Consider the following 19244-nt stretch of genomic DNA (forward strand, 5'->3'; position numbering starts at 1 on the left):
CCTGCCGGCGTGTGCCGGCCCGTCCGTTTGCCTGACCTATTGCTGCTTGCCACGAGACTACTCATGAACCGCGAAGAATTCCTGCGCCTGGCCGCTGCCGGCTACAACCGTATTCCCTTGGCCTGTGAAACCTTGGCCGACTTCGACACGCCGCTGTCGATCTACCTGAAACTGGCTGACCAGCCCAACTCGTACCTGCTCGAATCGGTGCAGGGCGGGGAGAAGTGGGGCCGTTACTCGATGATCGGCTTGCCATCGCGCACCGTGATGCGTGTGCATGGCTACCGTGTCAGCATCCTGCACGATGGCGTCGAGGTGGAAAGCTGTGAGGTCGAAGACCCGCTGGCATTCGTTGAAACCTTCAAGGACCGCTACAAAGTTGCCGATATCCCAGGCCTGCCGCGTTTCAATGGCGGCCTGGTCGGCTACTTTGGCTACGACTGCGTGCGCTATGTAGAAAAGCGCCTGGGGGCCAGCCCCAACCCAGACCCGCTGGGCGTACCGGATATCCTGCTGATGGTGTCCGACGCGGTGGTGGTGTTCGACAACCTGGCGGGCAAGATGCACGCCATCGTGTTGGTCGACCCAGCTGAAGATCAGGCCTTCGAACAGGGCCAGGCACGTCTGCAAGGCTTGCTGGAAACCTTGCGCCAGCCAATCACCCCGCGCCGCGGCCTGGACCTGAGCGGCCCGCAGGCGGCCGAGCCGGCGTTCCGCTCCAGCTACACCCGCGAGGATTACGAAAACGCCGTCGGTCGTATCAAGGAATACATCCTGGCCGGGGACTGTATGCAGGTGGTGCCGTCGCAGCGCATGTCGATCGATTTCAAGGCTGCGCCTATCGACCTGTACCGCGCGCTACGCTGCTTCAACCCGACGCCATATATGTACTTCTTCAACTTCGGTGACTTCCATGTGGTCGGCAGCTCGCCCGAAGTGTTGGTACGTGTCGAGGACAACCTGGTCACCGTACGCCCGATTGCCGGTACCCGCCCGCGTGGTGCGACCGAAGAGGCCGATCGTGCGCTGGAAGATGACCTGCTGTCGGACGACAAGGAAATTGCCGAGCACCTGATGCTGATCGATCTGGGCCGCAACGATGTCGGCCGTGTGTCTTCGACCGGCAGTGTGCGCCTGACCGAGAAGATGGTGATCGAGCGTTACTCCAACGTGATGCACATTGTTTCCAACGTTACCGGCCAGCTGCGTGAAGGCCTGACGGCGATGGATGCACTGCGGGCGATTCTGCCGGCTGGCACCTTGTCGGGTGCGCCCAAGATCCGTGCGATGGAGATCATCGACGAGCTGGAACCGGTCAAGCGTGGGGTTTACGGCGGTGCCGTCGGCTATTTTGCCTGGAACGGCAACATGGATACCGCAATTGCCATTCGTACCGCAGTGATCAAGGACGGCGAGCTGCATGTGCAGGCCGGTGGCGGCATCGTTGCCGACTCGGTGCCGGCGCTGGAATGGGAAGAAACCATCAACAAGCGCCGGGCGATGTTCCGTGCGGTGGCGTTGGCCGAGCAGACTTCCGCCAGATAAATTGATTGGGGCTGCTGCGCAGCCCATTCGCGGGTAAACCCGCTCCTACAAGGTTGCGCAAGCCTCAGGCATACGAGGCCGTCGTAGGAGCGGGTTCACCCGCGAATGGGCCGCAAAGCGGCCCCCAGCAATTCAGAAGTCCACGCTAACCCCCACGCTAATACCCTGTTGCGTCAACTCATCACTCTTGCGCCAGTTGTAGTTCCCGCGCAAATGCACCCCTGCCACCAGTTCATGGCTCACACCCAGGCTCGCCCGGGTCAGGTCGCTGTGCGGCGTATACCCGGTCAGGGTGAAGTCATTCGCCGGCAAGCTGGTCAGGTGCATCGTCACATCCTGCTCGTCGTCCTCGAACTCATGCTCCTGCGCCACCTCGGCGAAAAGCCGGGTACTTGGCAGTACCTGCACACTGCCCAGCAGCCCCACGCCCAGGCGGCGTGACGTGCGCTCCTGGTCATCGAAGCCAAGCGCCGTCGAACGTCCGCTCTTCTCGTCGTAGCCATCCACCTTCACCCGCGCATAGTCGGCACTGATGAAAGGTGCCAACTGCCAGTTGCTGGTGTCGGCCGCCAGGTTGTAGCCCAGCCGCCCGGACATTGCCCAGGCCTCGCCGTCGGTGTCGCCCTTCTCACTGCGGTCATTCACGCCCAGGGCGAAGGTACGCTTGAGGTCGCTGTAATCCAGGTGCCCGGCGGTCAGCGCCGCGTCGGCCCACCAGCGGTCCTGGCGGTATTGGGCAAAGGCACTGGCCATATAACTGTTCAGCTTGTAGTCCGAGTCCTGTTCACCAGCTTCCAGCTTCTGCCGGTTTGCACCGCCGGCCAGGCCCAGGCGCCAGGCGTCGTTCAGGCGATAGCTGCCGCCCACGGTCAGGTTGTAGCCGCGGCCGTCACCGCTGGCCGCGCTGTGCTGGCCGTCGAAGTCCAGGTCCTGAGCGCCGCTGGCGACAAAGGCTTGCCATTGCCCAACTGCTTGCCAAGGCGTCTGCCACTGATTACGCAACTCATCCTGGTGAGCCCGCAGGCTGGCGTGGGCCATTTCCGGTAGCAGGGTCAGTTCCCAGGGGGCCGCGAGGATCGAGTAGGCGTAATCGGCAATCAGCTGCTGACCCGCGATGGTCGGGTGGACCGAGTCGTTGAACAGCAGTTTGGTCGGGTCTGGCGTTGTGCCGTTGATCCCGTACACCGGGTTTTCCACGCAGCTATCGCCGCTATAGCAGGTGCCGACCAGGTTCTGGTCGCTGGCCAGGCCGAACTGACTGGGGCTGGCCAGCGCCTCGCTCAACAGCAAAGGGATGTTCAGTGGAATGATCTGGGCATCGATCTGCCCTAGCTGGCTGATCAGTGACTGGTTGAACGCAGCGGAGAGCAGTGACAGTGGGTTTTGCTGTGGCGTGCCACTGAAATTGGGCGTTTGGCCGAGGTCAGGTAGCAGCCAGACCATGATGTAGCGCGCGCCTCCTTGCTGAAGCGCTTGGGCGCTGGCAGCCAGGCGGGCGCCGGCGGCTACGGCGTCGGCCGGGCTATTCACCAGGCCCTGAAGGAAGTCGTTGCCGCCGCCTGTCAGGTAGTACAAGGCATTGGGGTCGGCGCGCAGGCCGTTGGCCAGGTAGCCGGGGCGCTCGCGCAGCACCAACCCGGCATTGGGGTTTCCTGGGGGGATGACGGTCTCGGACGTTGTCGTGATCGAGTCCAGGATCTGCTGGGTGGTGTACCCGCCGACTGCCCAGTTATTACCATCGGGCTGGATACCTACGGATGTCGACGGGTTAAGGTCGCCTGGCGCGACGCCCAGGCGGCCACCGAGGATCATCGGCGACACCGGGGCGAAGTTGCCGTCGGCGTCACGGTTGGTGAAACGCGCGCCTGGGGTACCGCCAACAAGATCGGGAAACTGCCCGGCATCGGCGAGGCTGTCGCCAAACACGATCAGGGTTGAATAGGGCGAAGGGCCGGCCAACGCCTGGCTGCAGGCCAGGGCCAGTGAAGCGAGGGTAAAGCGCAATAACGGGGCTTTTCGCATCGGGGAACATCCTTTTCTTTGTTTTTATCAGGGCAAGCCCATCGACCTTAGCAAATCGTCGTGCTTCGCTCCCAAGTCCATTCGTTTCCCCGTGTTTACAGGCATATTGCGCCCGTCGCCCCGGTAGGCTACTGTGCCGGGACGTATGAGCGAGACCTATCCTGTGTTGATCGTCAGCAAACTCTTGATGCGCGTAATCAAGGCCCACGCCCGTTGGCGTTGGCGCGCCTGACTTTATCTCCTGCCGGCCCGCCCGGCCCGTCCCCGTTTGCCTTCTCGTTTACCGCCCGTTGTGGCAAAGCCGCGCCTGTGGCTGGTGCCGGAAGGTTCGAATCATGAAGTCAGTAGATTCAAGAGGTTTAACACCATGTTACTGATGATCGACAATTACGACTCATTCACTTACAACGTTGTTCAGTACCTTGGCGAGCTGGGTGCCGAGGTCAAGGTCATTCGCAATGACGAAATGACCATCGCCCAGATTGAGGCCCTCAACCCTGAGCGCATCGTCGTATCTCCGGGCCCGTGCACCCCAAGCGAGGCAGGCGTGTCCATCGAGGCCATCCTGCATTTCGCCGGGAAGTTGCCAATCCTTGGTGTATGCCTGGGCCACCAGTCAATCGGGCAGGCTTTTGGCGGCGACGTTGTACGTGCACGTCAGGTCATGCACGGCAAGACCAGCCCGGTATATCACCGCGACCTGGGCGTGTTCGCCAGCCTTAACAACCCGCTGACCGTGACCCGTTACCACTCTCTGGTGGTAAAGCGTGAAACCTTGCCCGACTGCCTGGAAGTTACCGCCTGGACCTCCCATGCTGACGGCTCGGTCGATGAGATCATGGGCCTGCGCCACAAGACGCTGAATATCGAAGGGGTGCAATTCCACCCTGAGTCGATCCTGACCGAGCAGGGCCACGAACTGTTCGCCAACTTCCTCAAGCAGACCGGCGGCCGCCGTTAAGGATCGAACATGGATATCAAGAGTGCGTTGAGCCGTATCGTCGGGCAGTTGGACCTGACTACCGAAGAAATGCGCGAGGTCATGCGCCAGATCATGACCGGTCAGTGCAGCGAGGCGCAGATAGGCGCTTTCCTGATGGGCATGCGCATGAAAAGCGAAAGCATCGACGAAATCGTCGGTGCGGTGTCGGTGATGCGTGAGCTGGCCGAAAAGGTCGAGCTGCAAAGCCTCGATGGTGTCGTCGATATTGTCGGGACCGGTGGTGATGGCGCCAACATCTTCAACGTGTCCACCGCTTCGTCCTTCGTCCTGGCGGCGGCGGGTTGCCCGGTGGCCAAGCATGGTAACCGCGCAGTCTCGGGCAAGAGCGGCAGTGCCGACCTGCTGGAAGCTGCCGGCATCTACCTGAACCTGACGCCAACTCAAGTGGCACGCTGCATCGACAGCCTGGGCATCGGCTTCATGTTCGCGCAAAGTCACCACTCGGCCATGAAACATGCCGCTGGCCCACGTCGAGAACTGGGGTTGCGCACCCTGTTCAATATGCTCGGCCCGCTTACGAATCCGGCCGGAGTGAAGCACCAGGTGGTCGGTGTGTTCGCGCAAACCCTTTGCCGCCCGCTGGCTGAGGTGCTGCAGCGCCTGGGGAGCAAGCATGTGCTGGTCGTGCACTCGAAGGATGGTCTGGACGAGTTCAGCCTGGCTGCACCCACCTTCGTCGCCGAACTGAAAAATGACGAAATCACTGAATATTGGGTCGAGCCGGAAGACCTCGGCATGAAGAGTCAGAGCCTTCATGGCCTGGCTGTCGAGAGCCCGCAGGCTTCGCTGGAGTTGATCCGCGATGCGCTGGGCCGGCGCAAGACCGAGAACGGTCAGAAGGCCGCCGAGATGATCGTGCTTAATGCTGGCGCGGCACTGTATGCAGCCGACCATGCCATGAGCCTGAAAGCCGGTGTAGAACTGGCCCATGATGTACTGCACACCGGCCTGGCCTGGGAAAAGCTGCAGGAATTGGGTGCCTTTACTGCAGTATTCAAGGTGGAGAACGAAGCATGAGTGTGCCGACGGTGCTGGAAAGGATCATTGCCCGCAAGTTTCAGGAAGTGGCCGAGCGCAGTGCGCACGTCAGCCTCGCCGAACTGGAGGGCCTGGCCAAGGCCGCTGACGCCCCGCGAGGCTTCGCCAACGCGCTGATCGAGCAGGCCAAGCGCAAGCAGCCCGCGGTGATTGCCGAAATCAAGAAAGCTTCGCCAAGCAAGGGCGTGATCCGCGAGCACTTCGTGCCAGCGGAAATCGCGGTCAGCTACGAGAAGGGCGGGGCCACCTGCCTGTCGGTGTTGACCGATGTCGATTATTTCCAGGGTGCCGATGAGTACTTGCAGCAGGCCCGCGCGGCGGTTTCGCTGCCGGTGATCCGCAAGGACTTCATGGTCGACCCTTACCAGATCGTCGAAGCCCGGGCCCTGGGGGCAGATTGCGTACTGCTGATCGTGTCGGCGCTGGATGACGTGAAGATGGCTGAACTGGCCGCCACTGCCAAGGACGTCGGCCTCGACGTGCTGGTGGAAGTGCACGATGGCGATGAACTGGAGCGCGCGCTGAAAACCCTGGATACGCCGCTGGTGGGGGTGAACAACCGCAACCTGCACACCTTCGAGGTCAGCCTGGAAACCACCCTTGACCTGCTGCCGCGCATTCCGCGTGACCGTCTGGCGATTACCGAAAGCGGTATTCTCAACCGGGCCGATGTGGAGCTGATGGCAATCAACGAGGTTTACTCGTTCCTGGTGGGTGAGGCGTTCATGCGCGCCGAGCAGCCTGGCCTGGAATTACAGCGGCTGTTCTTCCCCGAGCAGGTGAAGAAGACTGTTCAGCAACTGGACTGATCAAATGAAGCCGGCGTTTTTGCCGGCTTTTTTGTACCTGTAATGGCCTCTTCGCGGGCAAGCCCGCTCCTACACGGGTACGCGCCCTGTCGTAGGAGCGGGTTTACCCGCGAAGAGGCCAGTGAAATCAACATCATAGGTGGATCAATGACCGATCAACCCCTGGCCCTGAGCGTCGAACAAGGCCTGCACGCCGAGCAGGAACTGCTGGCCGCCGTCTGCCGTGGCGAACGCGAAAGTGGCGTGCTGTTCTGGCGCCCCACCGACCACGCGCTGGTCATGCCTCGGCGCATGAGCCGGCTGGGCAACTTCGAGGTCGCCTGCGCGGAATTGGCTATTGCTGGCTGGCCGGTGCTGCTGCGAGAAACCGGCGGCGAACCGGTGCCTCAGTCGCATTCGACGGTGAACGTTGCACTGGTCTACGCCGCACCGCGCAGTGAAGGCGACCACGGCCGTATCGAAAATGCCTACGAGCGCCTGTGTCTGCCGCTGTGTGATGTGCTGCGCGAGTGGGGCGGCGTAGCGTCAGTCGGGGAAATCGACGGGGCCTTCTGCGATGGCCGCTACAACGTCAACCTCAATGGCCGCAAATTGGTGGGTACCGCCCAGCGCTGGCGTCAGGGCCTGGGTGGCAAGCGTCCGGTGGTGCTGGTGCACGGTGCGCTGCTGCTGGACAACGAGCGTGAGTCGATGGTGGCGGCGGTCAACCGCTTCAACGAGTGCTGTGAGCTGGAGCAACGCTGTCGCGCCGATGCGCACATCGCCTTGCACGAAGTGGCGCCGGTAGCACCTTGGTTCGAGCGCCTTTCGCAGGCCTACGCCAAGGTACTGGCCGAGTTGCCCAAGGACTAGCGGGTACCGTGGACCACCATGGTCTTGCCTTTGACCTGCACCAGGCTGCGTTCCTCGAGATCCTTGAGAACGCGGCCGACCATTTCCCGAGAGCAACCGACGATTCGGCCGATTTCCTGACGGGTAATCTTGATTTGCATGCCATCGGGGTGGGTCATGGCGTCGGGCTGCTTGCACAGTTCCAGCAGGCAACGGGCAACTCGCCCGGTCACGTCGAAAAATGCCAAATCGCCAACCTTGCGCGTAGTGTTGCGCAGGCGCTGGGCCATCTGGCTACCCAGGGCATAGAGGATTTCCGGGTCCTGGCGCGCCAGCTCGCGAAACTTCTCGTAGCTGATTTCGGCCACTTCGCATTCTGTCTTGGCGCGTACCCAGGCACTGCGCTGCTGCTCGCCATCAACGGGCTCGAACAGGCCTAGCTCGCCAAAGAAATCGCCATGGTTGAGGTAGGCGATGATCATTTCATGGCCGTCGTCGTCCTCGATGAGGATGGTGACCGAACCCTTGATGATGAACGACAGTGTCTCGGCCCGGTCGCCGGCGCAGATGATATTGCTTTTGGCGGTGTAGCGGCGGCGCTGGCAGTGTACCAGCAGCTTGTCGATGTTCTTTATCTTGGCGGGTAGGGCGGAGGCAACCATCACGAAATCCTGTTCGATATGACGCATAGGCTTTTTTAGAGGTTGGCTGACGGAGAGCGCCAGTCATTTGGCGCCAGCTTATCAGACACTACGAGATGTTTCGGTACTAAACCGACACATCTCGTGCTTTTCCCACAGCCGCACAAGGTCTAAGCTGACACCCTTTTCCGAAAATCAGGAGTCCGGGTAGATGAAGGCACGTATCCAGTGGGCCGGTGAGGCAATGTTCCTCGGCGAATCGGGGAGCGGCCATGTCGTCGTAATGGACGGCCCGCCCGAGGCCGGCGGCCGCAACCTGGGCGTGCGACCGATGGAAATGCTGTTGCTGGGCCTGGGTGGCTGCAGCAGCTTTGACGTGGTGAGCATTCTGAAGAAGTCGCGCCAGGCAGTGGAAAGCTGCGAGGCATTTCTGGAGGCGGAGCGCGCCAGCGAAGACCCTAAGGTGTTCACCAAAATTCACATGAACTTCGTGGTGAAAGGGCGTGGGCTGAAAGAAGCGCAGGTCAAGCGGGCGGTGGAGCTGTCGGCGGAAAAGTATTGCTCGGCTTCGATCATGCTCGAGCGTGCCGGGGTTGAGATTACCCATGGGTATGAAATCGTAGAGCTGGGTTAAGGCTGAGATTCCGGGGCCGCTTTGCAGCCCTTGTGGAAGCGGGTGAACCCGCTCCCACCCGCGGCCCGGGCGAGTTTCAGTTGCGCAGGGCCGGAAGGGCCATCCGCAACCATTGCGGAAGACGGCTTCTTAGCGCCTGGCTCAACCGCTCCCGGCGCTTTTGGTAAACCAGGCCAAGCCAGATAACCCCCAGCCCGATCATGGTCAGCACCACCGGGAACAGCAACGACTGGGCAAACACCTCGTACGACAGATATCCCAGATAAGCCGCCACCCCCAGCGCACCAAACACCATGAATACCGGCCGACGCAGCAGCACCGCCATGCCCATCAGCGCAATGTTGATCAGGCAGTACATGGCCTTGCCCAACTCACTGCCGCTGTCCAGTAGCGTCAACCCGCCCCAGAACGCTGCCAGCCCGGCGAGGTAACCCCAACGGGCGTAGTCCTCACGTGTGCGGCCGTCTATCACGAGGAAAACCACCAGCAAGCCCAGCCCAAACCACAGGGAGACGTGGCGACGCTGCTCCCAACTGAACGGTGAGCCGAAGAACCACTCGCTAAGGTCCATCGACATGAACCACAAGGCCACGGCCATTGGCATGTCGACGAACGGGTAGGGGATCAGTCGCAGCATTAGCAGCCCGGCAAGCACCGTGGCTGCTTCCATCGCCAGCCAGCCGCCTTGCACGTAGGTGTAGTACTGGTGGTAGTCAGCCTGCGCATCGTCCAGTGGCCACCAGCCGAGCATGCGTTCGATAGCGAATACCGCCAGCGGCACGATGCTGACGGCTACTGCTGCCAGCACGCCAGCAGCGACGGGCTGGACGCGGCGTTGCAGATGGAGGGCGAACAAGGTGATCAGCAGGATATAGAGGCTGGCGATGATCAACAGCGCGCCGTCACCGAGGCTCATCCATGCCTCGGTGAGCAACCAGCCCATTGCCGCCATGATCAGCATGGCGCCAAAGTAGAAGGCAACATGGGCCAGCTGAAAGCTGCCACGTGGTGCGGGTTGCTGGCGCAGGAATGCCAACAGGCTTTGGTCCTGGCCTGGTTGGAGAATGCCTGCTTGCACGGCGCGCGCCAGGTCCTTGGCGTCGAATCGATCCGTCATGGCGATGCCTTCAGATGCGGTATGTGCTCTTGGTCATGACCTTGGCCAGCAAGCTCATGCCAAAGCGGACGGGGGCCGGGAAGCGATAACCACCGGCTTCCAGTGCAGACTCGGCGTGCTGTTCTTCGTCGATGCGCATCTGCTCGAGAATGGCCCGGGATTTTTCATCTTCGTGCGGGAGCTGCTCCAGGTGCTCGTCGAGGTGCTTGCACACCTGATGTTCGGTAGCGGCGACGAAGCCCAGGCTGACCTTGTCGCTGACCAGCCCGGCCAGTGCGCCAATGCCGAACGACATGCCGTAGAACAGAGGGTTGAGCACGCTCGGGTGGCTGTTCAGCTGGCGAATGCGCTGTTCGCACCAGGCCAGGTGATCCACTTCTTCCTCGGCGGCATGCTCCATGGCCTTGCGCACTTCGGGCAGCTTGGCGGTCAGGGCCTGGCCTTGGTACAACGCCTGGGCGCAGACTTCACCGGTATGGTTGATGCGCATCAGCCCGGCAATATGACGGGCCTGCTGCTCGTCCAGGTCAGCGTCTGGCTGGACGATGGCCGGCGATGGCCGGGTGGGTTGGCCGCTGAAGGGCAGCAAGGTGCGCATGGCGGTATCGGCCTGCAGCAACAAGCGGTCGAGCGGCGAGTAGTGACGTTCGGTAGCCATCGGGCACCTCCGCAAGAATGTGCCCGACAGTTTACCGCAATAGCGGCGGGGTCGCTTGCCGTGGGTCAGCCCGGAGGCCAGTTCATCTGGCGCTGGCCAAGCACGTGCATATGGATGTGGTAGACGGTCTGGCCGCCTTTGGGGTTGCAGTTCATGACCACACGGAAACCTTCCTCGCAGCCTTGTTCGACAGCCAGGCGCTGGGCGGTGAACAGGATGTGGCCAGCCAGGGCCTTGTCTTCTTCGGTCAGGTCATTGAGGGTGCGAATGTGCTTTTTCGGGATGACCAGAAAATGTACCGGTGCCGCGGGTGCAATGTCCTTGAAGGCCAGGATCTGGTCGTCTTCATAGATGATATCTGCCGGGATTTCCCGGTTGATGATTTTGAGGAATAGATCGTCCACAGCACTTGCTCCATGGTGAGGGTCGGGCCGAGTGTACTCAGCCGTGAGCCGCTCGCCCAGTGGCTATTCCATGCCTGAGGGGCAATAGCGGCGGTGGATGGCCCCGGCCAGCTTGCGCACCAGCCAGCGCGGCAGCAGCCGCGGTGCGAACGCCAGCCAGCGGTTGCGCCGGCCGGGCATGATCAGTGCGCGGTTCTTGTCCAGTGCCCGCACGGTGTACAGCGCCACTTCCTCGGGGCTGAGGCAGCGCGGCTTGCCATCGAGCCGCGCAATGCGCCGGCGTGCGGAACGTACCGGGCCAGGGCACAGTACCGAGACCTTGATGCCGGTGCGCTTGAGTTCTTCGCGCAGGGCCTGGGAAAAGCTCAACACGTAGGCCTTGCTGGCGGCATAGGCGGCCATCCATGGGCCAGGCGCCACCCCGGCCAGGCCGGCGACGTTGAGAATCTGCCCGCCACCCTGTACAGCCATCAGGTTACCGATGGCATGGCACAGGCGGCTCAGGGCCAGCACGTTGACTTCCAGCAGATCCTGTTCGTCGGCCCATTCATGGGCCAGGAACGGCCCATAGGTGCGCAAGCCCGCGCAGTTGACCAGCAAATCGATACGCCGCTCGCCTTCTTCCAGCTCTAGCACGAAGCCTGAAAGGCGCAGCGGCTGGCTGAGGTCGCAGGCGCGGAACAGCACCTCGACGCCGAAACGCTGGGTCAGCTCGATGGCAACAGGCTCCAGCGTTTCTCGTTGGCGTGCCACCAGGATCAGATTGCGCCCGCGCCGTGCCAGCGCTTCCGCCAAGGCCAGGCCCAGGCCGCTGGAAGCACCAGTGATCATGGCGTAACGGGTCATGCAAGGCTCCTGGGGGCGGAAGAGGGCGCCTAGTGTACAACTTGCCCGTGCAAGGTGTTGCCTTTTGCTACAAGGCGCGGGCGCGCAGAACCTGGCAGTGCTCCAGGGCTTGCCGGTACTCGCCATGCAGGCGCTCGATCAATGCGCTGGCGCTGGGCAGGTCATGGATGGCACCGACGCCCTGGCCCGCTGACCATACGGTCTTCCAGGCCTTGGCTTCGTCATCGATCGGCTTGAGCTTGCCTTGCACCTGCCCCGCTTTGAGGGCGTTCATGTCGTAGCCGGCCTGCTCCAGGCTCTGGCGCAGGAAGCTGGCGGGGATGCCGGACACCACGGGTGTGTGGATGATGTCGGCGGCATGGGCATCCAGCAGCATCTGTTTGTAGGCGCCCTGAGCCTGGCTTTCTGTGGTGGCGATGAAGCGCGTGCCCATGTACGCCAGGTCCGCCCCCAGCAGTTGTGCGGCCAGGATTTCGTGGCCGTGGTTAATGCAACCAGCCAGCAGCAGGGTCTTGTCGAAGAACTGGCGAATTTCTGCGGCCAGGGCGAACGGGCTCCAGGTGCCGGCATGGCCGCCCGCGCCTGCGGCGACGGCGATAAGGCCATCGACACCGGCTTCGGCGGCCTTTTCGGCATGCCGGCGGGTGGTGACATCGTGGAGCACCAGGCCGCCGTAGCCGTGTACGGCATCGACCACTTCCTTTACTGCCCCCAGGCTGGTGATAACGATTGGTACACGGTGTTCGACGCACAAGGCCAAGTCGGCCTGCAGGCGCGGGTTGGTCGGGTGGACGATCAGGTTGACGGCGTAGGGCGCTGGCGCCTGCAGTTGAGCCAGGCCTGCCTCGATCTCTTCCAGCCAAGCCTTGAAGCCAGCGCTGTCGCGTTGGTTCAGTGCCGGGAAACTGCCAACCACGCCGCTGGCGCAGCAGGCCAGCACCAATTGGGGGTTGGAGATGAGGAACATCGGCGCGGCAACCACGGGCAGCCGCAGGCGTTGTTCGAGCGAGGCAGGTAGCGACATGGCAAGGCTCCTTGAGCGGGTGGCTATGTCAGAACGGTTTCACCACCACCAGAATGACGATAGCCAGCAGAATCAGCACGGGCACTTCGTTGAACCAGCGATAGTAAACGTGGCTGCGGGTGTTGGTGCCGTTGGCGAAGCGTTTGCGCTGGGCACCGCACACGTGATGGTAGCCGGTCAGCAGGATGACCAGGGTGAGCTTGGCATGCAGCCACCCCTGGCTCAGCCAGCCGGGGGTGAGGTACAGCATCCAGGCGCCAAAAACGTAGGTGGCGATCATCGCCGGGTTCATGATGCCGCGGTACAGCTTGCGCTCCATGGTCACGAAGCGTTCCTGGCTGATGCTATCCTGGCTCTGGGCGTGGTAGACGAACAGCCTGGGCAGGTAGAACAGGCCGGCGAACCAGCAGACCACGCTGACGATATGCAGCGCTTTGATCCATAGGTAAAGCATGGAGGGAGTTCCTTCAGATAGTCACGGTCGTCAGATAGTAGTGGTCAGGCGCCCGAAGGGTCACCCGAAGAGTTGTTACAGGCGCCCTGCGCCCCTATTATCGTGCGCTTTCCAGACGGCTCGTTGATAAGGGGCAAGCGTTATGATCAAGGTCGGTATCGTCGGCGGCACGGGTTACACCGGCGTCGAACTGTTGCGTCTGCTGGCACAGCATCCACAGGCCGAAGTGGCGGTCATCACTTCGCGCTCCGAGGCGGGCGTGGCGGTGGCGGACATGTACCCGAACCTGCGCGGCCACTATGACGGGTTGGCGTTCAGCGTGCCGGACAGCAAGGCTCTGGGGGCCTGCGATGTGGTGTTCTTCGCCACTCCGCATGGTGTTGCACACGCCCTGGCCGGTGAGCTGCTGGCGGCTGGCACCAAGGTGATCGACCTGTCGGCCGACTTCCGTCTGCAGGATGCCACTGAGTGGGGCAAGTGGTACGGTCAGCCCCATGGCGCGCCAGAGCTGCTCAAGGACGCAGTCTATGGCCTGCCCGAAGTCAACCGCGAGAAGATCCGCCAGGCACGCCTCATCGCTGTGCCGGGTTGCTACCCGACTGCAACCCAGCTGGGCTTCCTTCCGCTGCTGGAGGCGGGCCTGGCTGACCCGTCGCGCCTGATCGCCGACTGCAAGTCGGGTGTCAGCGGCGCTGGTCGTGGTGCGGCAGTGGGCTCGCTGTTCTGCGAGGCCGGCGAAAGCATGAAAGCCTACGCGGTAAAGGGCCATCGCCACTTGCCGGAGATCAGCCAGGGCCTGCGCCTGGCCGCGGGCAAGGACATCGGCCTGACTTTCGTGCCGCACCTGACGCCGATGATCCGTGGCATCCATGCCACCCTGTACGCGAACGTGGTCGATACCTCGGTCGACCTGCAGGCGCTGTTCGAGAAACGCTACGCCGATGAACCGTTCGTCGACGTGATGCCAGCAGGCAGCCATCCGGAAACCCGTAGCGTGCGTGGTGCCAACGTCTGCCGCATTGCCGTTCATCGTCCGCAGGGTGGTGATCTGGTGGTGGTGCTTTCGGTGATCGACAACCTGGTCAAGGGTGCCTCCGGCCAGGCGGTGCAGAACCTCAACATTCTGTTCGGTCTGGATGAGCGCATGGGCCTGTCCCATGCCGGCTTGCTGCCGTAAGGCCGCCAGCATTGGAAAAGGCCCGCGTCGTGCGGGCCTTTTTGCAGGTCGCGACTAAAGCCGCACAATTCTTGACCGATTTTCTCGGGAAAGCGGATAATGCGCGTCATCGAGTTTTATGGCGGCTACCGCGCCGGGAGAATCAACATGAGCGTCGAAACCTTCACCCCTACCGGTCTGGAGTTCACCCATGGGGCAGCCCAGAAGGTGAAAAACCTGGTCAATGAGGAAGGCAATGAACGTCTGAAACTGCGGGTGTTCGTGACCGGTGGTGGTTGCTCGGGCTTCCAGTATGGCTTCACCTTCGATGAAGACGTGGCCGAAGATGACACCATTGTCGAGCGCGAGGGCGTTTCCCTGGTGGTCGACCCGATGAGCTTCCAGTACCTGGCGGGTGCCGAAGTGGACTACCAGGAAGGCCTGGAAGGCTCGCGCTTCGTGATCAAGAACCCGAATGCCGCGACCACCTGCGGTTGCGGGTCGTCGTTCTCGATCTAAGGGCTGGGCATACGAAAACGCCGCGCAATTGCGCGGCGTTTTGCTTTCTGGCGTAGTGGCTATGCCGGGTAGATTGCGCCCAGTACGCGCAGGCCCTTGGCGGCAGTGACGCTGGGGCGGTTGGCGGCGATACCCTCCAGGCAGCAGTGAGCCAGCCAGGCGAAGGCCATGGCTTCGACCCAGTCCGGGTCTACGCCATAGGCGCCAGTGCTTGCGACACGGGCCGCAGGTAGCAGCTGGCCAAGACGGGCCATCAGCGCGCCGTTGCGGGCGCCTCCACCACAGACCAACAGCGCCTCGGTGCCTTGCTGGGCTTTGCCAAGCGAATCGATGATGCTGCGTGCGGTCAGTTCCAGCAGTGTCGCCTGCACGTCCTGGGCCCGGTATGCCGGCAGGTTGGCCAGGTGGCGATCCAGCCAAGGCAGGTTGAACACCTCGCGGCCGGTACTCTTCGGGCCGCTGCCGGCAAAGAACGGGTCAGCCATCAGTGCGCTGAGCAACCCGGGCTGAGCCACACCCGAGGCAGCCCAGGCGCCATCTGCATCATAGGGGTGGCCGTGCTCGCGCTCGATCCAGGCATCCAGCAACACGTTCCCCGGGCCGCAATCGAACCCATGAACCGGCTTGTCCTGCTCGATCAGGCTGAGGTTGCTGAAACCGCCTACGTTAAGGATTGCCAGGCGTCGGCCAAGCTGGCTGAACAGGGTTTCGTGGAAGGCCGGTACCAGTGGCGCGCCTTGGCCGCCGGCAGCCACATCGCGACGGCGGAAGTCGGCGACCACGCTGATGCCGGTCAGTTCGGCGAGCAGTGCGGGGTTACCGATCTGCACAGTAAAGCCGCGGGCCGGTTCATGGCGAATGGTCTGGCCGTGGCTGCCGATGGCGCGAACGGCTTCGGGCTTCAGTCCCTGGCGAGCCAGCAGTTGGCGGATACCTTCGCCGGCCAGGCTGGCCCAGCGGTTTTCCGCCAGTGCTGCACGGGCAATCTCGTCAGGGCCGCTGCTGCACAGGGCCAGCAGGTCCTGGCGCAGGTCCGGGGGCATGGGCAGGTAGTGGGTGGCGAGCAGTTCAAGCTGCTCGCCTTGTTCGACCAGGGCGATATCCAGGCCATCGAGGCTGGTGCCGGACATCACCCCCAAGTAGAGCGCCATGGCTTAGCGCTTGTTCGCTGCGAGCAGGGTGGCCTTTTCCTGATCCATACGGGCAATCAGCGGCTGGCTCTGCTGCAGGAAGCGCTGACGCTCGTTCTTGGCAATCGGGTCAGCCATTGGCACTTTCTGGCTCAGCGGGTCGACGTGCACGCCGTTGACCTGGAACTCGTAGTGCAGGTGTGGGCCGGTGGACAGGCCGGTAGTGCCGATGTAGCCAATGATCTGGCCCTGTTTGACCGTGCTGCCGGTCTTGATGCCTTTGGCAAAGCCCTGCATGTGGCCATACAGCGTCTTGTAGCGGTTGCCATGCTGAATGATCACGGTATTGCCGTAGCCACCACGGCGCCCGGCCAGTTCGATGCGACCGTCACCGGCTGCCTTGATTGGTGTACCGCGGGGGGCCGCGTAGTCGACGCCTTTGTGGGCGCGGATCTTGTTCAGGATGGGGTGCTTGCGACCGGCGGAAAAGCGCGAGCTGATGCGGGCGAAGTCGACGGGCGTACGGATGAAGGCCTTGCGCAGGCTGTTGCCGTCGGCGGTGTAGTAGGTAGTGTTGCCCTGCTTGTTGGTGTAGCGCACGGCAGTGTAGGTTTTGCCGCGGTTGGTGAAGCGCGCAGAGAGGATGTTACCGGTGCCGACGACCTTGCCATCCATCACCTTCTGTTCGTAGACCACGTCGAACTCGTCCCCAGGGCGAATATCCTGTGCGAAGTCGATGTCGTAACCCAGCACGCGGGCCATGTCCATGGTCATGCTGTGGGACAGGCCGGCGCGCTGGGCGGAAGCAGACAGCGAGCTCTTGATCACCCCGTGGGCATAGGCGGTGCGTATCACCGGCTTGCTGATTTCACGGTTGAAGGTGTAGCCCTTGGCGGTTTTGGTCAGGCGAATGGTTTCGAGATTGCTGACTTTGCTGTGCAGACTGGCCAGCTGGCCATCCTTGTCGAGCTCAAATTGCAAGACCTGGCCGTGCTTGAGCTGGCTGAACTGCTTGGCCTGCTTGTTGCTGGCCAGCAAATCATGCACAGCATTGGCTGGCAGGCCGACCTTGGCGAACAGGGTGGACAGAGTATCGCCGCGGGCCACGGTGACTTCGCGGTGGCCAGGCTCCTTGGCGGCCTCGGCAACCGGCTCAGCGGCCGGGGCCTGTTGATCGGCCTTCTGGGTTTCGGGGGTAGCCTCTTCGATCTGGGCGAAAGGCGAGCCTTGCTCACCTTCGCTTTGCACCAGGGGTGCGGCGCGGGATTCGTCTTTCAGCTGCTCGGCAGGGCTTTCGAGCTCGAGGTTGAGGGTAGTTTTCTTGGCTTCCACTTCGCTGGAAGGAAATACCAGCAAAGCCAGGCTGAGCAGGGCGGCGATGCCGCTGGCGGCCAACAGATGGCTCTTCGGATAAAGCGGGGGCGCTTTAGGCGGTTCGTTGGTCATGGGCAAGGTGACTTTGAAAAAGGTGAAATGGAAAAGATGAATGACATGATGAAGATGAAATAACTGTATAAAATATAACCAAATCCATTTTCACGCAAGGGCGCGTAGACGCCGCAAGCCTGTGTTCGGGTCACATTCCTTTGCGAAACTTGTATTTGACGGCCGATCTTGTATGGTTGGCTCCCCCTGAATCTGAGCCTTGCGGGTTTGTCTATGAAGTCGGTTGAAGAGCAGCTGGCGCTTATCAAGCGCGGTGCGGAAGAAGTACTGGTCGAGTCGGAACTGGTGGAGAAGCTCAAGCGCGGCCAACCTCTGCGCATCAAGGCTGGCTTTGACCCGACCGCACCTGACCTGCACCTGGGTCACACGGTGCTGATCAACAAGCTGCGCCAGTTCCAGGATCTGGGCCACCAGGTCATCTTCCTGATTGGTGACTTCACCGGCATGATTGGCGACCCGAGCGGCAAGAGCGCCACGCGCCCGCCGCTGACCCGCGAGCAGGTGCTGGAGAACGCCGAGACGTACAAGCAGCAGGTTTTCAAGATTCTTGACCCTGCCAAGACTGAAGTCGCGTTCAACTCCACGTGGATGGACAAGCTGACCCCTGCCGACTTCATTCGCCTGGCTTCGCAGTACACCGTCGCGCGCATGCTGGAGCGTGATGACTTCGACAAGCGTTACACCACCAACCAGCCGATTGCCATTCACGAGTTCCTCTATCCGCTGGTGCAGGGGTACGACTCGGTAGCGCTGAAGGCGGACGTTGAGCTGGGCGGTACCGACCAGAAGTTCAACCTGCTGATGGGGCGCGAACTGCAGCGCTCTTATGGCCAGGAAGCGCAGAACATTGTGACCATGCCACTGCTCGAAGGGCTCGACGGCGTGAAGAAGATGTCGAAGTCGCTGGGCAACTATGTCGGCATCCAGGAAGCGCCAGGGGTGATGTACAGCAAGCTGGTGTCGATCCCGGATACCCTGATGTGGCGTTACTTCGAGCTGCTGAGCTTCCGTTCGATGGAAGAAATCGAGCAGTTCCGTGCCGACGTCGCCAACGGTGCCAACCCGCGTGACATCAAGATCAAGTTGGCAGAAGAGATCGTCGCGCGCTTCCATGGAGAAGAGGCTGCGGCCAATGCTCACCGTGCTGCCGGTAACCGTATGAAGGAAGGCGAGCTGCCGGAAGACTTGCCGGAGATCGAAGTGGCTGCGGCGGAAGACCTGCCAATTGCTGCGGTGCTGAACCGGGCTGGTCTGGTCAAGAACTCGGCACAGGCGCGAGACTTGCTGAATAGCGGCGCGGTGAAAGTTGATGGTGCAGTGGTCGACAAGGACTTCATGTTTGTCCTTGGTGCTACCCATGTGTGCCAAGCGGGCAAGAAGTCGTTTGGCCGGGTTACCCTCAAGGCTGAGTGATTGCCTGGATGGTGTAGCTATATAGAAGCGGGGAGGCCGGTAGGCCTCCCCGCTTTGTTTTTGGGGTTTGGTGGTTGCTGTTGTAGGGGGAGGGGGCTGTTTTGAGAGGGTGTTGGCGGTGAGATGTGTCCGCCACAACCCTTGCAGCGCCTGTGAGATCGAGCGCCGCCCGCGTCCGGCTTGAGACATTCACCGCCTATGAAACCGAGCGCCGCGCGGGCGGCGCTCGGTCTCATAGGCGCTGAAACTGTCGTGGCGAACACTTGGCAGCCTCGATACGGTCTTTTCCCCTTATATTTCACTTTCTTGAAATTAAAGGTTGACGCCCTCTCGAATCCCCTTATAATGCGCCCCACTTCCAGCGACATCGGAACGAAAAACTCCTTGAGATTCAATGAGTTAAGTAGTTAAGGCAAAAGCTGAAAGGGCTACGATCGAATGATCGAAAGCGGTTGAGATGATGGTTGACAGCGCTTCCAAGTGCTGTATGATTCGCCTCCCGCTACGAGAGATCGCAGCGAGCCAAGTGTTTGAAGCTAAACGAGTTTCTCGCA

At 61.7% G+C, this 19244-nt stretch carries 19 protein-coding genes; 9 read left to right on the forward strand and 10 right to left on the reverse strand.

What is annotated here, in order from left to right; genetic code table 11:
- The first annotated feature begins 63 nt into the window (after positions 1-63).
- A complete protein-coding gene (gene trpE, locus LU682_RS02100; protein WP_010951754.1) occupies positions 64-1545 on the forward strand; it encodes an anthranilate synthase component I in 1482 nt (493 codons plus the stop codon).
- 132 nt (positions 1546-1677) lie between these two features.
- Here trpE and estP read toward each other — a convergent pair whose 3' ends face one another.
- On the reverse strand, positions 1678-3567 hold the full coding sequence (gene estP, locus LU682_RS02105) for an esterase EstP (RefSeq protein WP_010951755.1): 1890 nt from the start codon (positions 3565-3567) through the stop codon (positions 1678-1680).
- Positions 3568-3934: 367 nt separating this feature from the next.
- On the opposite strand from estP, the gene LU682_RS02110 reads away from it, so the two are divergent.
- From LU682_RS02110 to LU682_RS02125, 4 genes are all read left to right on the forward strand, one after another.
- The gene (locus LU682_RS02110; protein WP_003255531.1) at positions 3935-4528 is read left to right on the forward strand and encodes an aminodeoxychorismate/anthranilate synthase component II; all 594 of its coding nucleotides are present in this window, start codon (positions 3935-3937) and stop codon (positions 4526-4528) included.
- Between the two features lie 9 nt (positions 4529-4537).
- Complete coding sequence (gene trpD, locus LU682_RS02115) at positions 4538-5587, forward strand: anthranilate phosphoribosyltransferase (RefSeq protein WP_010951756.1); 1050 nt, start codon at positions 4538-4540, stop codon at positions 5585-5587.
- Positions 5584-6417: an indole-3-glycerol phosphate synthase TrpC gene (trpC, locus tag LU682_RS02120; protein ID WP_010951757.1), complete on the forward strand. Its 834-nt coding sequence runs from the start codon at positions 5584-5586 to the stop codon at positions 6415-6417. The genes trpD and trpC overlap by 4 nt, the downstream gene beginning before the upstream one ends.
- 147 nt (positions 6418-6564) lie before the next feature.
- Positions 6565-7269 (forward strand): lipoate--protein ligase family protein, encoded by a 705-nt coding sequence (locus LU682_RS02125; RefSeq protein ID WP_010951758.1) that lies wholly within the window; start codon positions 6565-6567, stop codon positions 7267-7269.
- Here the strand turns inward: LU682_RS02125 and crp are convergent.
- Positions 7266-7910, reverse strand: a complete 645-nt coding sequence (gene crp / locus LU682_RS02130) for a cAMP-activated global transcriptional regulator CRP (RefSeq protein ID WP_010951759.1) — start codon at positions 7908-7910, stop codon at positions 7266-7268. The genes LU682_RS02125 and crp overlap by 4 nt on opposite strands.
- A 190-nt stretch (positions 7911-8100) precedes the next feature.
- Between crp and LU682_RS02135 the strand changes: the two genes are divergently transcribed.
- A complete protein-coding gene (locus LU682_RS02135; protein WP_004376171.1) occupies positions 8101-8523 on the forward strand; it encodes an OsmC family protein in 423 nt (140 codons plus the stop codon).
- 76 nt (positions 8524-8599) lie between these two features.
- Here the strand turns inward: LU682_RS02135 and LU682_RS02140 are convergent, their stop codons facing one another.
- The 6 genes from LU682_RS02140 to hemJ all read right to left on the reverse strand — a co-directional run bounded on the left by LU682_RS02140 (position 8600) and on the right by hemJ (position 13026).
- Positions 8600-9640 (reverse strand): DUF2157 domain-containing protein, encoded by a 1041-nt coding sequence (locus LU682_RS02140; protein ID WP_232914899.1) that lies wholly within the window; start codon positions 9638-9640, stop codon positions 8600-8602.
- Between the two features lie 10 nt (positions 9641-9650).
- Positions 9651-10298: a 2-polyprenyl-3-methyl-6-methoxy-1,4-benzoquinone monooxygenase gene (gene coq7 / locus LU682_RS02145; protein ID WP_010951761.1), complete on the reverse strand. Its 648-nt coding sequence runs from the start codon at positions 10296-10298 to the stop codon at positions 9651-9653.
- 65 nt (positions 10299-10363) lie between these two features.
- The gene (locus LU682_RS02150) at positions 10364-10702 is read right to left on the reverse strand and encodes a histidine triad nucleotide-binding protein (protein ID WP_003255518.1); all 339 of its coding nucleotides are present in this window, start codon (positions 10700-10702) and stop codon (positions 10364-10366) included.
- 63 nt (positions 10703-10765) lie between these two features.
- Complete coding sequence (locus LU682_RS02155) at positions 10766-11548, reverse strand: SDR family NAD(P)-dependent oxidoreductase (RefSeq protein ID WP_010951762.1); 783 nt, start codon at positions 11546-11548, stop codon at positions 10766-10768.
- 67 nt (positions 11549-11615) lie between these two features.
- Positions 11616-12572, reverse strand: a complete 957-nt coding sequence (locus tag LU682_RS02160) for an NAD(P)H-dependent flavin oxidoreductase (protein ID WP_010951763.1) — start codon at positions 12570-12572, stop codon at positions 11616-11618.
- 28 nt (positions 12573-12600) lie between these two features.
- Positions 12601-13026 (reverse strand): protoporphyrinogen oxidase HemJ, encoded by a 426-nt coding sequence (gene hemJ, locus LU682_RS02165; RefSeq protein WP_010951764.1) that lies wholly within the window; start codon positions 13024-13026, stop codon positions 12601-12603.
- 142 nt (positions 13027-13168) lie between these two features.
- Between hemJ and argC the strand changes: the two genes are divergently transcribed.
- Entirely contained in the window at positions 13169-14203 is a 1035-nt protein-coding gene (gene argC, locus LU682_RS02170; protein WP_010951765.1) for an N-acetyl-gamma-glutamyl-phosphate reductase, read from the forward strand.
- A gap of 147 nt (positions 14204-14350) precedes the next feature.
- The gene (gene erpA / locus LU682_RS02175) at positions 14351-14701 is read left to right on the forward strand and encodes an iron-sulfur cluster insertion protein ErpA (protein ID WP_003255511.1); all 351 of its coding nucleotides are present in this window, start codon (positions 14351-14353) and stop codon (positions 14699-14701) included.
- A gap of 59 nt (positions 14702-14760) precedes the next feature.
- On the opposite strand, the gene LU682_RS02180 is transcribed toward erpA, so the two are convergent.
- Together LU682_RS02180 and LU682_RS02185 are read right to left on the reverse strand one after the other, a co-directional pair.
- A complete protein-coding gene (locus tag LU682_RS02180) occupies positions 14761-15852 on the reverse strand; it encodes an anhydro-N-acetylmuramic acid kinase (RefSeq protein ID WP_010951767.1) in 1092 nt (363 codons plus the stop codon).
- Between the two features lie 3 nt (positions 15853-15855).
- A complete protein-coding gene (locus LU682_RS02185) occupies positions 15856-17277 on the reverse strand; it encodes a peptidoglycan DD-metalloendopeptidase family protein (protein ID WP_003255509.1) in 1422 nt (473 codons plus the stop codon).
- A gap of 213 nt (positions 17278-17490) precedes the next feature.
- On the opposite strand from LU682_RS02185, the gene tyrS reads away from it, so the two are divergent.
- Complete coding sequence (gene tyrS / locus LU682_RS02190; protein ID WP_010951769.1) at positions 17491-18690, forward strand: tyrosine--tRNA ligase; 1200 nt, start codon at positions 17491-17493, stop codon at positions 18688-18690.
- The last annotated feature ends 554 nt before the right edge of the window (positions 18691-19244 follow it).

The sequence above is a fragment of the Pseudomonas alloputida genome (assembly GCF_021283545.2).
Taxonomy (GTDB): domain Bacteria; phylum Pseudomonadota; class Gammaproteobacteria; order Pseudomonadales; family Pseudomonadaceae; genus Aquipseudomonas; species Aquipseudomonas alloputida.

Bases quoted from the DNA above. Each gene is read 5' to 3' on its own strand.
- trpC (WP_010951757.1), top strand. From the start codon at position 5,584: ATGAGTGTGCCGACGGTGCTGGAAAGGATCATTGCCCGCAAGTTTCAG.
- LU682_RS02125 (WP_010951758.1), top strand. From the start codon at position 6,565: ATGACCGATCAACCCCTGGCCCTGAGCGTCGAACAAGGCCTGCACGCC.
- hemJ (WP_010951764.1), bottom strand. From the start codon at position 13,026: ATGCTTTACCTATGGATCAAAGCGCTGCATATCGTCAGCGTGGTCTGC.
- erpA (WP_003255511.1), top strand. From the start codon at position 14,351: ATGAGCGTCGAAACCTTCACCCCTACCGGTCTGGAGTTCACCCATGGG.
- trpD (WP_010951756.1), top strand. From the start codon at position 4,538: ATGGATATCAAGAGTGCGTTGAGCCGTATCGTCGGGCAGTTGGACCTG.
- LU682_RS02110 (WP_003255531.1), top strand. From the start codon at position 3,935: ATGTTACTGATGATCGACAATTACGACTCATTCACTTACAACGTTGTT.
- estP (WP_010951755.1), bottom strand. From the start codon at position 3,567: ATGCGAAAAGCCCCGTTATTGCGCTTTACCCTCGCTTCACTGGCCCTG.
- crp (WP_010951759.1), bottom strand. From the start codon at position 7,910: ATGGTTGCCTCCGCCCTACCCGCCAAGATAAAGAACATCGACAAGCTG.
- argC (WP_010951765.1), top strand. From the start codon at position 13,169: ATGATCAAGGTCGGTATCGTCGGCGGCACGGGTTACACCGGCGTCGAA.
- trpE (WP_010951754.1), top strand. From the start codon at position 64: ATGAACCGCGAAGAATTCCTGCGCCTGGCCGCTGCCGGCTACAACCGT.
- LU682_RS02155 (WP_010951762.1), bottom strand. From the start codon at position 11,548: ATGACCCGTTACGCCATGATCACTGGTGCTTCCAGCGGCCTGGGCCTG.
- LU682_RS02185 (WP_003255509.1), bottom strand. From the start codon at position 17,277: ATGACCAACGAACCGCCTAAAGCGCCCCCGCTTTATCCGAAGAGCCAT.
- LU682_RS02180 (WP_010951767.1), bottom strand. From the start codon at position 15,852: ATGGCGCTCTACTTGGGGGTGATGTCCGGCACCAGCCTCGATGGCCTG.
- tyrS (WP_010951769.1), top strand. From the start codon at position 17,491: ATGAAGTCGGTTGAAGAGCAGCTGGCGCTTATCAAGCGCGGTGCGGAA.
- LU682_RS02135 (WP_004376171.1), top strand. From the start codon at position 8,101: ATGAAGGCACGTATCCAGTGGGCCGGTGAGGCAATGTTCCTCGGCGAA.
- coq7 (WP_010951761.1), bottom strand. From the start codon at position 10,298: ATGGCTACCGAACGTCACTACTCGCCGCTCGACCGCTTGTTGCTGCAG.
- LU682_RS02140 (WP_232914899.1), bottom strand. From the start codon at position 9,640: ATGACGGATCGATTCGACGCCAAGGACCTGGCGCGCGCCGTGCAAGCA.
- LU682_RS02160 (WP_010951763.1), bottom strand. From the start codon at position 12,572: ATGTCGCTACCTGCCTCGCTCGAACAACGCCTGCGGCTGCCCGTGGTT.